This is a genomic window from Pseudovibrio sp. M1P-2-3, from assembly GCF_031501865.1.
Taxonomy (GTDB): domain Bacteria; phylum Pseudomonadota; class Alphaproteobacteria; order Rhizobiales; family Stappiaceae; genus Pseudovibrio; species Pseudovibrio corallicola.
The window spans coordinates 2,879,545-2,895,328 of the sequence record NZ_JARRCW010000001.1 but is presented as its reverse complement, the minus strand read 5'-3'; the positions used below and the strand labels follow the sequence as shown (position 1 = coordinate 2,895,328).

Below are 15,784 nucleotides of genomic sequence, written 5' to 3'. Positions count from 1 at the left end.
GGACAGAACGAAAATTAATTATGATGAGAATTCGTAGACTATTGCATTTACTTGGAACAAGACAGGGTGGGGTCCTTGCGCTCATGGCCCTACTGTTTCTGGGTGCTTGTGACGCAGCCAAAATACCTAAGAAAGTTGCCAAGGTTATCGCCGATCCGGGCATTGCCGTTGGAGAACCCAAAGACCAGCCCAGTTTGATTGATATTACGGTTTTCTCCGAACCGGGGGCAAACCGCAATGATGCGGGGGAACATGTTCCCATTGATGTGTGGGTCTTCCAGCTTTCGGATGATGGCAAGTTCTTTCAATCGGAATTTGACGTGGTGACGGAATCTCCAAAGAAGGCACTCCGATCTACGTTTATTGATCTCAGTGAAGTGCAGGTTGAGCCGGGAAATTCCAAAACAATTGATGAAGTGGAGCTGAATAAAAATACCAAGTTTATAGCGGTTGCCGGTGGTTACATCAATTATGACCAAATCGACTGGCGAGCTGTGGAGCAGGTGAAGTCAAAGGGAGAGCTTTACAAGCTTCTCGTAGTTCTGGGTGACAAGAAAATCATCACGAATTTGCATCGGTAATTTTAGCAGGACGACAACAAGAATGTCATTACGCAATCATGTAGTGTGGCGGGATGGGCTGTTTTTAAAGCCGCACCACTTTCAGCAGCAGCAACGCTATCTAGAACATCTGGTGCGCACCCGTATTGAAACTATCGACCCGTACCAAACGGGTCTGTCCAGATTGGAAATCAATCTGGAGAACCTCCTGCACGGCAAGGTTATGCTTAACCATGCCAGCGGGACGTTTCCTGATGGGACAGTGTTTGACGTCCCCGGCGAGACACCGCCGCCCGATGCGCTGGATGTGGCAGACAGGAACGTGGTGAATGAGCGGGTCTATCTGGCCTTGCCGCTGCGCTCCAACGGGATCCCTGAGATCAATGACCCGCTGAGTGCAAGTGATGCGACCCGTATGCGCTTTATTTCCCAAGAGGTGAGGGATATTGCCGGGGCGGATACTGAAGCGTTTCATATTGATGTGGCGCAGCATAAAGTCAAACTGCTGTTGGAGCATGAAGATCGCTCTTCGTATACCTGTTTGCCGATTGCCCGCATTCGGGAAAAGCGTTCTGACGGAACTGTTGTTCTGGATGAGGACTTCCTGCCAATGGCTACAACGCTGGAGGCAATGCCGAGGTTACAAAGGCAGCTGGATGACTTTGTCGGCCTGCTCAAGCAAAGGGCCCGGCAAATTGCTGACCGTCTGGGAGCACCCGGTCAGGGCGGCGTTTCCGAAGTAACAGATTTCTTGATGCTGCAAACGGTTAATCGTCTGTGGCCCGAATTTCGCCATTTTGCCACCATTAAAGGCGTTCATCCCAAAGAGCTGTACCGTGTGTTTGCGGGCGCAGCTGGAGAACTGGCGACGTTTACCCATGAGCAGCGTATGCCAGCTGCATGGCCCGCCTTCCATCAGGAAGAGCCGCAGGTTTGTTTTGAGCCGGTTATCGGGTCACTACGCCAATCCTTGACGGCCATATTCGAGGCGAGTGCAATTGCCCTGCCTCTAACCCGCCAAAAGTATGGGGTGATTACATCACCGCTGAACGACAGAAGCCTACTGGATACGGCGGTCTTTATTGTGGCAGTAAAAGCCAGTGTTCCACTGGATAAGTTGGCAAGAGACTTCCCGTCTCAAACTAAGGTTTCCTCCATTGAACGCATTCGTGAGTTGATCCAGCTCCATTTGCCAGGTGTGGTGTTGCAGCGGCTGTCTTCGCCGCCGCGCCACCTGCCGTATCACGCGGGCTATACCTACTTCCAGCTGGATAGCAATTCCGCTGGCTGGAAATATGTGCGCGATGCCAGCGGGTTTGCATTCCACATTGCTGGAGATTTCCCTGATTTAGATATGCAGTTCTGGGCCATTCGAAACGAGAGGGCAAGCTGATGGCTGAAGTCGCAGGCGTTTTTGCAGCCGAAGAAAATATGGTTGAGGCTTCAAATCAAGAAGCCCTGCCGAAAGGTGAAACTCCTCAGAAAATGAAGGATGTTTCTCCTGTTTATACGCAGCCAATCAGTTTTCCCATTCGCGGGAACAGTCTGAACCCGCTGGTGGATGCAAGCCAGTCTCTCATTGCGCTGATGATCCGCATTCCCGATGTCTCAAGCTTTTCGCAGATTGATCATCTTCATAAGGATGTGAAGACCGAAATTGAATCTCTTGAGTTGGAGCTGCACCGACAAGGATATGACCGGGCAACAATTCTGGCACACCGGTACTGCCTGTGCTCTGCAATTGACGAAGCGGTGATGTGCTCCAAGTGGGGGCAGGAAAGCGACTGGTCCGAGCGCAGCCTGCTGGCCCTGTTCCATAGCGAAACATGGGGCGGTGAGAAGTTCTTTATCGTGCTGAGCCGTTTGATGCGCGATCCCGAACGCTACATTGATCTTCTAGAGTTCCTTTATTTGGTTTTGTGTCTCGGGTTTGAGGGCAAATACCGTGTGATGCATAACGGACGCACACAGCTGGAGGATATTCTTCAGGAAGTGCATGCGGTTATTCAGCGCGAACGCGGTGACAGCCCCGAAGAGATCATGGGCTTTGCCGACAAAATCATCGACAAAGCCCATTATATTCGTAGGCAAACACCCGTTTCGTGGGTCTGGATAATATTCTCGGTGCTTTGCGTCCTGACCTACCTTGGCTTTCTCATTTCAATAAATAATTACACTGGGGACGTCATAGAGCAGCTGCAGGCTATTCTTTGACGTTTTGAGGGCAACATGACACGACTAGATATTAAATCACTTATTTCCCGTTTGAACCTTTGCTGCACCAAGGCCATTGAAGATGCGGCAAGCCTTTGCGTGACCAATTCGAACCGGGAAGTTACCATTGAACATCTGCTTATCGGGCTTGTTGAGCAGCACGAAACAGATTTCCGGCTTATTATGAAAACTCAGGACATTGATCCTGAAAAATTCATTGGGGCAGTGAAAGCAACGTTTCTCCGGTTCCGCCGTACGGAAAGCGATCGAGCACCAACATTTTCTCCGGTTCTTCAGGACATCCTGCAAGATGCGTGGTTGATCACCTCTGTTGAACTAGGGCAAGCCAAAATTCGCTCAGGTGCCATACTGGTTGCCCTGCTAAGTGACCTTGGTCGGTATGCACCTTTTGACTACTATAATAACCTGAAAGATCTTCCCACTGACTTTGTTCTGCGCAAGTTTGATGATCTGACTGCTGGTTCGATTGAAACAGTCCAGCCCTCGCATGCGGGCCTTGAGCAGCAGATCGGTGCCGCGCATGCGGCTGAACATGAGAGCGCTCTTTCCAAGTTTGGAACCAACTTTACCGAGCTGGCTCGGCAGGGGGAAATTGACCCCATCTTCTGCCGTGATCAGGAAATCCGTCAGATTATCGAAATCCTCTGCCGCCGCCGTAAAAACAACCCCATGTGCGTGGGGGAGGCGGGTGTTGGTAAAACCGCTTTGGCTGAAGGTATCGCTTTAAAGATTGTTGAAGGTGATATCCCTCCTTCGCTGGCCGACGTGGAGCTGTGGGGGCTTGATGTAGGGGCGTTACAGGCAGGGGCATCTCTCAAAGGAGAATTCGAAAAACGCCTGAAGGCCGTCATTGAAGAAGTGAAGTCCAGCCCGAAGCCGATCATTCTATTCATTGATGAAGCGCATACCCTGATTGGTGCAGGTGGGGACAAGGGTGGCTCGGATGCGGCCAACCTGCTCAAACCCGCACTTGCCAGAGGTGAACTGAGAACCATTGCTGCCACAACATGGTCCGAATACAAGCTGCACTTTGAAAAAGATCCGGCACTCACCCGCCGGTTCCAGCTTATCAAACTGGATGAGCCAACCGTTGAGCAGGCGATTGTGATCTTGCGTGGCCTGAAGCAGGCCTATGAGAAGAGCCACGGCATTTACATTAGTGAAGAAGCGATCAGCGCCGCAGTCAAACTCTCTGCTCGCTATATAACCGGACGCCAGCTTCCTGATAAAGCGATTGATGTTCTTGATACCGCATGTGCAAGGGTCAGGGCAGGGGATGCAACGCAACCTGTGCTGCTTGAAGAGCTGCGACAGGAAGAGGCGACCCTTATTCGGGAGCGGGATGGCCTGAAGCGCGATGCGTTGGCTGTTCGTTTGGATGAGGCGCAGCAGGAGCGCTTGGGAGCCATAAAGACCCGTCTTGACGTGATCGGGGAACGTGCGGACGAGCTGGAAGGCGAGTTTAACGCACAGGTGGAGTTGGTTCAGGCCTATCGGGATGAGCGCAATATTTTGATGGAACTCCTGGACTCCGATGAGGCGTATTCACAGGACCTCACAGACAGCCAAAGTAAACTTGTGGAGCTGCGTGGACAGCTGGAAAAAAGCCAAACGGAAAGCTCTCTGGTTTCAGTTGAGGTGGGACCGGCTGAGATTGCGGCCATTATCGGTGACTGGACCGGCATTCCGGTTACCTCAATGGTGGAGGATGATTATCACAGACTGCTGACCTTGGCTGAGACAATGAAGCAGACTATCAAGGGGCAGGATCACGCCCTTGATAAAATTGAGTCTCGCTTGCAAGCTTCCAGACTGGACCTTCATAAAAAAGGCCAGCCGCTGGGCGTCTTCCTGCTTGCTGGTCCCTCTGGTGTGGGTAAAACGGAAACCGCTCTGGAAATTGCGCGCCGTTTGTTCGGCGGGGAGCAGTTTATAACCACAATCAATATGTCCGAGTATCAGGAGCGGCATACCCTATCGCGCCTGATTGGGTCTCCCCCCGGCTATGTTGGCTATGGAGAAGGCGGCGTCCTGACGGAAGCCATCCGCAAACAGCCTTACTCCGTTGTTCTTCTGGATGAAGTTGAAAAAGCCGATCCCAACGTGCTCAACCTGTTCTATCAGGCTTTTGATAAGGGAGAACTGGCCGACGGCGAAGGGCGCATCATTGATTGCCGTAATATTGTGTTCTTCCTGACCAGTAATCTTGGCTCTGACCAGATTGAAAACTGGTTTGCAACCGCAGAAGAGGGAAAGATACCAAGCGCCGAAACTATGGCCCGCTCTCTAAATCCTCTGTTTGCGCAGCATTTCAAACCCGCTTTGCTGGCGCGCATGGAGCCCATTGTTTACCTGCCGCTCTCCGATGAAATTATGGCGAGCATTGTCCATATGCGTATTGCCGGATTGATTGAGCTGCTGAGAGAAAACCAAAACATCACACTGGATGTCACAAGCGAAGCTATTGAGAGCATTCAGAAAATGTGCGGCGTTGCTGCGAATGGGGCGCGGCTGGTGGATCAAGTGATCCAGCAAAAGCTTCTTCCGTCAATTTCCATCGAGATTCTGGAGGCAGGTCATAAGGGGGCGCACCTGTCGGAAATCTGCGTGGATTATGAAGGGGACGGTGTGAACAGCTTCACGTTTGCCGCCAAGGTTCTTGAAGAAGAGGAAAACAGCTCCAGCCCGGAAGTGGCTTTGGTCTAAGGGGTCTCATGTCTGAGTGCGCTCTTGTAAACCACCTATTGGCTTTGTCACACTGTCAAAGCGCTGCTCAGCTAGATGCCAGTTTTGCGTCTGGTACCTGCGCCCTTGCCCGTGGCAAGGCGCTGGTGGTTTACACACCTGATGTAACCGGACGCTCTATCATTCCGTTATTGAGTGAAGGGGGCTTTTCCCTGCAAAAGCTCCCCGATCTTCGCATCGGATTTCGCTCTATAAAGTACAGCTGCCTGGAGGTTTTAAGAACAAGGCCAAGTTACATAGAGCTTCCAAGCGCCCGTTTGCCAAATGGAGACTTAAAGCAGGTTCTTTTTGCGGAAAGAGGGCACTTTCGCGCCCACCGAGTTGATATTGAGGCGGCCAAAGGAAAGACCAATGGGAAGTACTATTTTTTCCTCATTGGCGAGCCTTTAAAACAGTCAGACCTTGAGCATGAATACTCATGTTTAAGTCAGCTGAGCGAAGCTTACTTTCAGCTAAAACCGCTGGTTTCGTCCTTTGAAAAGCAGGTACAGCTTAAAAAGGATGGCCCTTTATTAAAGCAAAAAGAAGAAAATCGCTTGGAGGCGATGCTCTCCGACAGGATGGTTGGAGCCTCCGCTCAGATAAGGGAGGTGCGCAGCAAACTGGCTCAGTTTGCACCGAGCTCTTATGCCACCTTGATTACGGGCGAAACCGGAACGGGTAAGGAACTGGCAGCAAAGTCTCTCCACCACCTCTCAGAATATTCCAGTGGTCCGTTCATTGCGGAAAATATATCAGCCCTTCCTGAGCACCTGATTGAAAGTGAACTGTTTGGGTATACCAAAGGGGCTTTTACCGGCGCGGACCAGAATAAGGAAGGTTTGCTGCATCGGGCGGAAGGAGGGACGCTGTTTCTGGATGAAATCGGGGATATGCGCATAGACCTGCAGGTGAAGCTGCTGCGGGTGTTACAGGAGAAGTCTGTCCGACCTTTGGGGAGCGATCACCCCAAGCCCGTTAACTTTAGGCTAGTGACGGCAACCCACCGCGATTTAGCCCTTGAAATAAACGAGGGGCGCTTTCGTGCTGATCTGTTTCACAGAATATCCCAGCTTAGGATTCATCTGCCGCCACTGCGGGAGAGAACGGGGGATATCGGTTACCTTGCCGAGTATTTCTTGAAAGAAGTGGCGTCAAGAAACGGCGAGCAGCCCAAGCATCTTTCAGATGAAGCCTATCTTTTCCTCGATGAGCAAGAATTTTCTGGAAATATCAGAGAGCTACAAAATTGCATTATCAACGCCTCGTTTCTGGCGGGGCATGAGCCTGTGATTTCAAAGGCCTTTCTCAAAGCTTCCATGGTTCCTCAACCTGTCAGCGCAAAAAAGAGCACTGCAGCTAAGTCGGAGGAGGAGACATTGCAGCCTATGGACGGGCATCTTACCGAAAGAGGCTTGAAGGAGAGTGTAAGCCAATTTGAACGGGGTATCTTGCTGTTCGCCTACAATAAATATGCGGGCAACCGCCGCGAAATGGCGCAGTACCTCAACCTGCCACAACGCACGCTCTCCAATAAGCTCAGCCAATTTAAGATTAAAGATCAGGGATTTTAGATATGTCTTTTTTCAAAGTGTTCATCAGGTCATCGCTGATCCTATCCGTTTGTACGGCAACCGTGTTGCCCTTTGAGACCGCAGGAGCGAAGACAACACTTATCGAAGTTGATAGCGACCTACTGGAAAGTTGCCGCTTGGAAGCAGACCGTGTGGACCGGCTGTCTTGTTTTGATGAGCTTCTCGGAACTGGCCTTACTGTAATCTCCAAGGAAACCGAACAGACCTCCAACACGCCTGCGAAAGCCTTGGAACCGGGCCGGTTGGAAGTGCTGGCGAATGAGGTGGAAGACCTCCGGCTTCCCGATGAAGGCGACTGGGTTGTGCGCTATCGTTATGGGACGAGCACAGACCTTTTGACGAAAGCTGAGCTGCAAGACTATATCACTACTTTGAAAAAGCAGGCGAAACAGACGTCCATACAAACAAATAGGGACGCCAGTCCGGAAAAGACAGCGGCATTGAACGGTGAAAAGAGCCAATTGACGTTTAACCCTTCGCTCAAACCCAATGTTTATCTCACAACCCGCGAGCTTCCCCCTTCTGATGTTGAAAGGTCCGCAGCTCTCGCCACTTTGATGATTTCTTGCGAAGAAGATATTACAACAGCCGCCGTGATTCTGGATGATCCTGTGGATCTGCGGCGCGTGTCGGTGAACATTCGTTTGAACTCCAAGCGGACAGATCAGGAAGTTTGGCGAACGACTGAAAACGGGAAAGTTATTCTGGCTCCTCGAGGGCTGGGGAGCATTAAGCAGATTAGCCGCTGGTTTGCCAGCAACCGGGTGCAAATTGACCTGCGCAATGAGGGCAAGCTAAAAAGCTACCTCTTTTCAATCTCAAAACTCTCGCGAGAAATAAAACCGCTCCGGGCCTCTTGTCATTGGTAGTTCAAAACAGGGCTGCCGAGAATTTTGAGCGCCGGAACGGCTTTGGGCTGATTGGAATAAACTTGTTTTTCCCAATTTGAAGTGAAGGGCGACCCCTTCACTTCATAAAGTGCGTTCCATTTGAGGGAAACCAATCAAACGACAGAAATTTCCTCAAGAGAGAGCACTTATACCAAGCAGTATGAACAGGGACCTATAGGGTCATTTATGGATACCGGCTCGGGGGCCAGTATAACCTTGTAGAGATTCTAGAGTGTCGCCCCGGACTTGATCCGGGGACCACGTTCGCCTGCGAGAGGAAACAAACATCTCAAGGTTTCACATAAAACAAAATGGCATTAGAGCACGAGGCGTGAATGTCGATGAACGCGACGTTCTCTAATGGGTGGTGTTATTGCCCCTGTACTTTATCGAGGAAACTATCCGTGCAGCTTACCAGCGCATTGATGCTGTCAGTTATTTGATCGGCACTCTTGCGCAGATCCTCAGCTTTCTTGCGGGTCTCTCCGGCAGAGGAGGCGACGTTGGAGAAGCTCTCATGCGCCGCTTCTGTGCCTTGGGCGGATGCTTGTGAACTCCGGCTGATTTCCTGTGTTGAAGCTTGCTGCTGTTCTATGGAGCCGCTGATGGCCGTCATAAATTCTACAACCTGCTCCACGTTCTGACTGATCTGGTTAAGGGAGGCAACATTGTTCTGCGTTCTGGAAGATGCAGAGGTCACATGGGCTTCCAGCTCGTCAGCGGCCTTTTCAGTTTGCTCTGCAAGCCCTTTTACTTCCATAGCCACGACGGCAAATCCTGCACCTTGTTCACCAGCCCGCGCCGCTTCTATTGTGGCATTCAGAGCAAGAAGTTTGGTTTTATTGGATATGCCTTTGATCTCTTCCAAAAATTCAGAAATGTCCGTGTTTAACCCCTGAAGAACAAGCGCATCCTCACGGCAGCCTTCAGCGCTGGCCTTTGTCGTGTCAACGAAAGAAACTGTCCGGTCAACCTGATGCCGAATTTCCTGAATGGAAGCAGTCAATTCTTCCGAAGCTGACGCAACACTTTGCACTTGGGAGGAAGCCTCTTCAGCTCCTGAAAACGCCATATTGGCACTTTGCTCGGATGTTTGTGCAAAGCCTCGGAATGCATGGGCCGCATTTTTCATATCCTGAGCCAATTCTCCCAGAGAGTTCATTGCCTCTTGATAGTCCTGCCGGAATTGCCCGATAGCGCTCATAACCTGTTTTTCGCGCTTCACGTTCGCATCAAAGTTCCTGCGAACGTTCTCCTCCATCTTTTTATGTTCCGCATTTTGCTCTCTGAACTGGTGCAGGGCACGGTGAACATCCCCTAATTCTCCAGTATCCTTCTTGAACTGGTCATCAAATTGCAGACGCCCGCTTGCAACACTCAAAAGGCTGGAGCAAAGCCAGTCTACCGCTGTGGCGACCCGGCGCCCCATGAGAAGCCCGATAAATAGTGCAAAGAGCACTAGAGGACCCAATATCAGAACGGGTTTGGATAGAGATTCTTTCAGGTTATCAAAGAGTTTATATTTATAGACACCGGAGCCGATAACCCACTTCCACTCGGGAAAGCTGACAACATAACTGATTTTGTCGTTGGCCTCTTTATTTTCATCTATATAATTATACTCAATGAAGCCTTGTCCTTTATAACGGCCTAAGTCGATAGTCTCACGCACATACTCCTTGCCATCAGCGTCTTTGGCGCCGGACAGATCTCGGCCCAAGAGCGCATCATTCAGCGGGTGCATAACTCCCCGATAATCGAAGCCGAAAATGAAAACATATTCATTCCCGTCATACCGGAGGCTTTTGAGTGATTCTGCGGCTCTTTGTTGCGCTTGTTCCTCTGTTAGAGTGCCATTTTCAAATTGTCTGTAGTAACCTTGTGTGATGGAGCGGGCAGAAGATACAACCGCTTTCAATTCATGACGTTTAGCCTCAAGTAAACTTTGATAAAGAACATAGGATTGAAACACTGTTCCTGCAATGAAACAGAGAAAAAGTATGGCAATGGCAATCCATATTCTGCTGCGCAGTGTTTTGGGTTGAAATCTAAGCATAAGTTGCCCCTGAATGTATCTATTTTTGGCAACCTATTCTTTTCCTGATTATGAAAATATTAATAGAAATTAATGTGAACCGGTTTTGAGTTAAATCTCAGAAGGCTTGAAAAGAAAACACAAAGAACAATCTGAAATATTATTCTACCTAGAATGTTCTCAAAAGTATGTTTTTCGTTAGATTAAGACCTACAAAAAAATGAGTTTTATAAGTATTCTCTTATATTATGAAAATAATCATATTTTTCAAATCGTTAAACAAATTACTTTTCTATTATTAGGTGTTTGATTGCTTTACCTAAAGTATCTGAATTTACAATATTACGCTTTGGTTGTGTATATAAAGAGTGGATAACAAAATAGCTCAACTGTATGTGGCAGTTTTTGCAGCTGTAGACAGCTAGTTGCTGATGAAACCTTGACTTTATAACCTCTGGGAGGTGATTAAACTATTGATGATCTGTGGTTGCTTCTCGTAGAAACCGGAAGGTAATTAGAACTCCATTTTACTATTAGTATGCTGTGTGGTTGCTGGCGTTTTGTAACTTGTATCTTACGGTTTAAAATGAGTAATTAAGCGTGAAAATATTTTACTCTAAAACTCTGAATGTAAATATAAATTGAAATTGCGAGCTGCATGGATAGTGCCTGTTTACGGTGCCTTCTTCGCTAGTAAGGCAAGTCCCAGCACGGCGCAGATGATTTCTAGAACAAGGTAGATTATCAATAGTTGGCTCGGGCCCCCGTCCATCATTAGGCTAAACAAGCGTCCAGCTGCAAGGCCCAGCATAAATACCACCAGACTCCACAGGGCAGCTGTGCGAATTGATGCTATGAATGCCCCGCAAATCCAGAAAATCAATGTGGCTAGATAAAGGCCCATCACCGCTCTAAATATGTGAACTTCATTGAGGGTTATGCCTTCAATGCCAAATAGGAAGGACAAACTGACATGAGGGGCTGCGCCATATGAAAGTGCAATGGGAAACAGCGCGACAGCAATAACTATCAGGTAAACACTTCTAATATCCATGAAGGCCTGTCCCTTTCTATTGAGTATTGGAGCGCGAGCGCTCGCTTACTGTGAAAATACATTTTCAAGCAGTTGTTGCGCCTTGTTTTTCCCCGAATTGGCCCCGCTTTTTGGTTCTCTCGGAGGAAATTCTTCCAGCGTTTCAAGATGGTATTGCACCAGACGTTGAACGGGGCCAAACGCCCACATTTTCTTTCCCAGCCACTTTATATACATCCCGGATTCAACTGCCACCTTCTCATAGGGGTCTCTACGTAGATTGTAAAGGATGGGCGCATTGAGTTTGACTTTAGGACCAAACCACCCCTCAGGTTGAATTACAAAATGTGCCTTCCAGTCACCATAGCGTATTGCTTGCAATTCTGTTCGCTCATAGAGAATAACCTCCTTGCGTTTTGACGGGCCGGTACCCTTCAGCAAATCGAGTTGGTTATACCCGTCCAGATGGACTTTATAGCCATCCATTCCCTCTTTTAGTTTAGCCGGCAGGTCTTGCGGGCCGCCAGCTGCCGCAACAAGTGTCGGCATCCAATCCATGGCATCAAATATCTGCTTTTCCACGTGGCCGGCAGGAACATTGTCTGGCCAGCGAATAATTGCGGGCACACGGAAGCCACCTTCCCATGTTGTTCCTTTTTCTCCGTGAAACAAGGTGGTGCCACCGTCGGGCCATGTCAGTGTTTCCGGTCCGTTGTCTGAGGTGAAAATTACAATGGTATTTTGTGAGATACCAAGCCGGTCCAGCGCCTCAAGCGCCTTGCCTACATTGTCATCCAGCTCTTTCATTATCACGTCTTGCAGGCCCAGCCCGTTCCCAAGCTGGTCTTCATATTCCTTTTTCAGGTAGGTCCAGACATGGGCGCGGGCAGGGGCCATCCAGACAAAAAAGGGCTTTTGTTCTTTCACCGACCGTTCCATGAAATCGATGGTGTAGCGGGTTACATCGTCATCCAGCGTTTTTTGCCGCTCTGGTGGAGCGGGGCCCTCATCCTGAATTTTTTGTTTACCAACCTTGCCCCATCTGGGATCAATTGTCGGGTCATCGTCTTCCTGCGCCCAGCTGTGAATCAGGTGGCGGGGGGCAAATTCGTCATTAAATTTGGGCTCGTCAGGCCAGTCTGGATCACTTTCATATTCCATTGCGTTGAGGTGATACAGCCAGCCCCAGTACTCATCAAAACCGTGTACGGTTGGCAGGAACTCATTGCGGTCGCCAAGATGGTTTTTCCCGAATTGACCGGTGGCATAACCGAGCTTCTTTAGCAGCTGGGCAAGGCTCGGGTCTTCTGCACTCAGCCCGATCGGGTCTCCGGGAAGGCCAACGGTGTGTAGCCCCGTACGTATGGGCAGCTGACCGGTGATGAAGGCTGAACGACCGGCGGTGCAAGTGGGCTGGGCATAGTAGTCGGTAAAGCGCATCCCCTCGGAGGCGAGACGATCCAGATTGGGAGTTTCGATGCTTTTAAGGTCCTGACTGTAAACGCCCACATTGTCCCAACTGACGTCATCGGCCATGATGACAAGAATGTTGGGTTTATCTGCGGTCTTCTGCTGCGCACTACTAGAAAATATTAGGGTAATGGATGCAGCTATGAAAAGACATAGTTTAAACCCCAGAGGAAAAGGCCGCACAATCACTGTTCCACTCCACTCATAGTCACAGGCTGCACAGAGTGTAGAAGAGTGCTTTCAAGATCATGTTTGCCAGATCCCTTAAATGTTATGTTTTGGGGTAACTTCCGCAGCAGATTGAAAAAATCCCCTTTAGGATTTCGGAGGGGACGAAAGGGTGGCGCTGTGCTTCATTGCCTAGGGTGGTATCTAGGCGGTGCAAGCTATGAGCGGTCAAAACTTAAGGGTATTTCTGGTTCTTTGTTATGCAGGTGCTTGGGGGCTATCCCACGCAGCACAAGCCACTGACCTTGAAGATACAAAAAATACGAGTGACCAGTTGGAACCCCGATCGTTTTTTGCGAACTGGGAGTTCACCATCCAGCCCTATTTTTTGCCACCTGCCATAACCGGAAGTGCGGCGGTCGGGATACTTCCCGAAACGTCCATTGACTTCAGCCATAGCGATATACTCAATAGTCTCCGCTTTGGAGTGTTGTTCCGGTTAGAGGCGCTTTATCGTCACCGTTTTGGTGTTGCAACGGACCTTGCCTATCTAAATGTCGGTACGGTTGACGAGGATGTCCTCCCCAATGCTAAAGTTCGGTTTAGCGCCGGTCAAACTATATGGGAGAGTTTTGCTTTCTATCGAATTTTGAGTGAACCTCGATACACGTTCGATGTGCTTGCCGGAGCCCGCTATTGGGATACAAATCTCTCACTCGATGTAAGCGGAACGCGCTTTGGTGACTTCTCTTTCGGGCTTGATAGCCGTTGGGTCGATCCTTTTGTGGGGCTGCGCGGGTTATACGGGCTGACAGATCAAATATTCGTTCAGGGGCAGGCAGATATCGGGGGCTTTGATGTGGGTTCCAAGATTGCATGGCATTTGCAAGGTAATTTGGGATACCAGATCAATTCGGACTGGCAAATGATGGCGGGTTATAAGGCTTTGAGCGTGGATTATAACAACCACAAGAGCGGGTCAGACCGCTTTATCTATGACACGATTACGCATGGTCCAATGGTGAGTGTGGCCTACCGTTTCTAGAGTCTATCGCATAAGAGGGGGCGTTAACCGGATGGAACACTGCCCGTGTGCACCCGGTTAACGCCCCCTCTTGTTTTTTTAATTAGCCACCAACCAGCTGACGATAGATTTGAGGTAGAGCCTGTGTCAGCTTGTCCGCTTCAGGAATAACGGCAAAGCCGCCCTGTCCGAAAAGCCTCGGGAACCAGGACTTTGCGGATTTGTCGATGGTGATGCCGAAGACAGCTTGTCCAAGTCTGCGTGCCTCGAGCACTGCCATGCGCGTGTCTTCAATGCCGTGTCGGCCCTCATAGTGGTCAAGGTCGTTCGGCTTGCCGTCTGTTATGACAAGCATCAGGCGGCGTTTTTTGGCTTGGCTTGCCAGCTCTTGTGAGCTGTGTCGAATGGCAGCGCCCAAGCGTGTATAGAACCCCGGTCTCAAACTACCGATTTTCATCTCGACCTGCTTTGACATGGGCTCCCCAAACCGCTTGCAGTTTTGCAAATAAACACGGTGGCGCTTGAGAGAGGAGAAAGCGGTGATGGAAAAGTCATCGCCGCAAGCATCCAGTCCCCACGACAAAGCGGTCAGGGCTTCGCGCTCAATGTCAATTACAGTGCGGTCGGCCACTGCACTTTCTGTAGAGCGTGAAACATCCAGCAGAATTGACACCGCCAGATTGCGCGCTTCTGGAAGTGATTGCAGCCAGATCCTCTCCGACCCTTCACCGGTCGCATAGCGCTCAACGCTGGAGCGAACAGTCGCATCCATATCAAGCTCATCGCCTTCCAGATGGCCGCGGGTGATAACACGCGCGGGCCTCAAGGCTTCAAACTGCCGTTTTACCGCTCGAATGCGGCGGGCAGTGCGAGGGTCCTTGGTAAAGTCGGCGTTCTCTTCCTTGATCTCTGCTTGGCTTGTGAGCGCGCATACATGGTCTTTCAAGTAGACACCGGTACGAACATCCCACTCAGGATAAAGCAGTTTGCCCGACAACCTCTCGCGGTCCACATCTTCAGGAGCAAGGTCCAGATGTAATTTTAGGCGGGTTGCAGGAGCTTTGGAGACTTGTCCAAGACCAATCTCATCGTGATCATCCGCTGCCTTCTTCGCGTTGTCCTCATCATCGTCATCAACGCGGCGGTTGAGATTTAGAAATTCGGTCCAGCTCAGAATTGCTTCGAATTTGTGCAAAATCAGGCTGTCATTGCGCTCTGCCTGATCCGTTTTATGCCGCTTGGCCCGCAGCATTTTCTCGCTGCCACTTTCTGCCGTCCCGTCGGTATCACGCGTTTCGACGGCTTCCCCCTCGTTAAATTCAACAGGCCTCAGCACTGGCCAAAGTGCCACAGGGCGATAAGGTTTATAACCGCGCGGCGCGGCGATATCACAGTAGTTTTCTGTTTCAATGGCGTGTTTGTAAGACAGGGCCAGTTCACCAAGCTCAAGCTGTTCGCCCAGCATGTGACGGATGAGCGCGTCAACCGCCGCCTCAGCCTTGGGCAAAGAGTGTTGCGGGCGCTGCTGAAGCAAGCCATCACACAGCGCTGCGTAACTCTGCTTTAATCCAGGTGCCCCTTTAAGGGTTTCTCGCACCATAACAGTGGCCACTTGTAATGCGCGCAGGTCCGCCCTTAACGGATCTTCATCACCATAGTATTGGGGGGCATGGGCAACAGCGGCTGCCAGCCAGATATAAAGGGCGGAGTTTGCTTCTCGGCTCGGAAAGACGGCAAGGCTTGAGGGCAAACGCAAGGTTTCACCATTGAAACTTGCGTTTGGTGTCAGTTCACTTTCTGTGCCAAGACGGCGCAGAAAGCTTAGCCTGTGTCCCGAGACTTCTTCGGAGACTGGGCGCAATTCCACACTGTGGCTACCTCCCAATCCCCGATATAGCACTGCAAGCCGCCCGACGACTTCATTGAAGTCGACCGCGGCCCCGTGATGCACCTCAGGTGCATCAAGGCGACTTGCGAATGCATGCCATAGTTTCCCGACGGTTTCTTCAGGTTCCCATGGCTCTATGTCGATCTTGCTCATTGGTCAGGC

Annotated in this window: 11 protein-coding genes; 7 read left to right on the top strand and 4 right to left on the bottom strand. The window is 50.2% G+C overall.

The features are described 5' to 3' along the window. Window positions 1–20: 20 nt before the first annotated feature. From tssJ to P6574_RS12495, 6 genes are read left to right on the top strand one after another with little or no spacing between them, the layout of a single operon-like run. A complete protein-coding gene (gene tssJ, locus P6574_RS12520) occupies window positions 21–581 on the top strand; it encodes a type VI secretion system lipoprotein TssJ (protein ID WP_310620615.1) in 561 nt (186 codons plus the stop codon). Between the two features lie 22 nt (window positions 582–603). Next, a complete protein-coding gene (gene tssK, locus P6574_RS12515) occupies window positions 604–1,953 on the top strand; it encodes a type VI secretion system baseplate subunit TssK (protein WP_310620614.1) in 1,350 nt (449 codons plus the stop codon). Continuing rightward, the gene (icmH, locus tag P6574_RS12510) at window positions 1,953–2,774 is read left to right on the top strand and encodes a type IVB secretion system protein IcmH/DotU (RefSeq protein ID WP_310620613.1); all 822 of its coding nucleotides are present in this window, start codon (window positions 1,953–1,955) and stop codon (window positions 2,772–2,774) included. The genes tssK and icmH overlap by 1 nt, the downstream gene beginning before the upstream one ends. A 15-nt stretch (window positions 2,775–2,789) precedes the next feature. Beyond that, window positions 2,790–5,501 carry a type VI secretion system ATPase TssH gene (gene tssH, locus P6574_RS12505; RefSeq protein ID WP_310620612.1) on the top strand — a complete coding sequence of 904 codons (2,712 nt, stop codon included), beginning with the start codon at window positions 2,790–2,792 and terminating at the stop codon, window positions 5,499–5,501. Between the two features lie 8 nt (window positions 5,502–5,509). Further along, window positions 5,510–7,093: a sigma-54 interaction domain-containing protein gene (locus P6574_RS12500; RefSeq protein WP_310620611.1), complete on the top strand. Its 1,584-nt coding sequence runs from the start codon at window positions 5,510–5,512 to the stop codon at window positions 7,091–7,093. A 2-nt stretch (window positions 7,094–7,095) separates the two neighbouring features. Next, window positions 7,096–7,983, top strand: a complete 888-nt coding sequence (locus tag P6574_RS12495; RefSeq protein WP_310620610.1) for a type VI secretion system-associated protein TagO — start codon at window positions 7,096–7,098, stop codon at window positions 7,981–7,983. A gap of 391 nt (window positions 7,984–8,374) precedes the next feature. On the opposite strand, the gene P6574_RS12490 is transcribed toward P6574_RS12495, so the two are convergent. The 3 genes from P6574_RS12490 to P6574_RS12480 all read right to left on the bottom strand — a co-directional run bounded on the left by P6574_RS12490 (window position 8,375) and on the right by P6574_RS12480 (window position 12,731). After that, window positions 8,375–10,060, bottom strand: coding sequence for a cache domain-containing protein (locus tag P6574_RS12490; RefSeq protein ID WP_310620609.1), 1,686 nt, complete (start codon window positions 10,058–10,060; stop codon window positions 8,375–8,377). Window positions 10,061–10,712: 652 nt separating this feature from the next. After that, the gene (locus tag P6574_RS12485) at window positions 10,713–11,093 is read right to left on the bottom strand and encodes a DUF4345 domain-containing protein (RefSeq protein WP_310620608.1); all 381 of its coding nucleotides are present in this window, start codon (window positions 11,091–11,093) and stop codon (window positions 10,713–10,715) included. Window positions 11,094–11,138: 45 nt separating this feature from the next. Further along, window positions 11,139–12,731 (bottom strand): arylsulfatase, encoded by a 1,593-nt coding sequence (locus P6574_RS12480; protein ID WP_310620607.1) that lies wholly within the window; start codon window positions 12,729–12,731, stop codon window positions 11,139–11,141. 199 nt (window positions 12,732–12,930) lie between these two features. On the opposite strand from P6574_RS12480, the gene P6574_RS12475 reads away from it, so the two are divergent. Beyond that, window positions 12,931–13,755, top strand: coding sequence for a hypothetical protein (locus P6574_RS12475; RefSeq protein ID WP_310620606.1), 825 nt, complete (start codon window positions 12,931–12,933; stop codon window positions 13,753–13,755). A gap of 82 nt (window positions 13,756–13,837) precedes the next feature. Here P6574_RS12475 and P6574_RS12470 read toward each other — a convergent pair whose 3' ends face one another. Beyond that, window positions 13,838–15,775 (bottom strand): nitric oxide reductase activation protein NorD, encoded by a 1,938-nt coding sequence (locus P6574_RS12470; RefSeq protein ID WP_310620605.1) that lies wholly within the window; start codon window positions 15,773–15,775, stop codon window positions 13,838–13,840. Window positions 15,776–15,784: the final 9 nt, after the last annotated feature.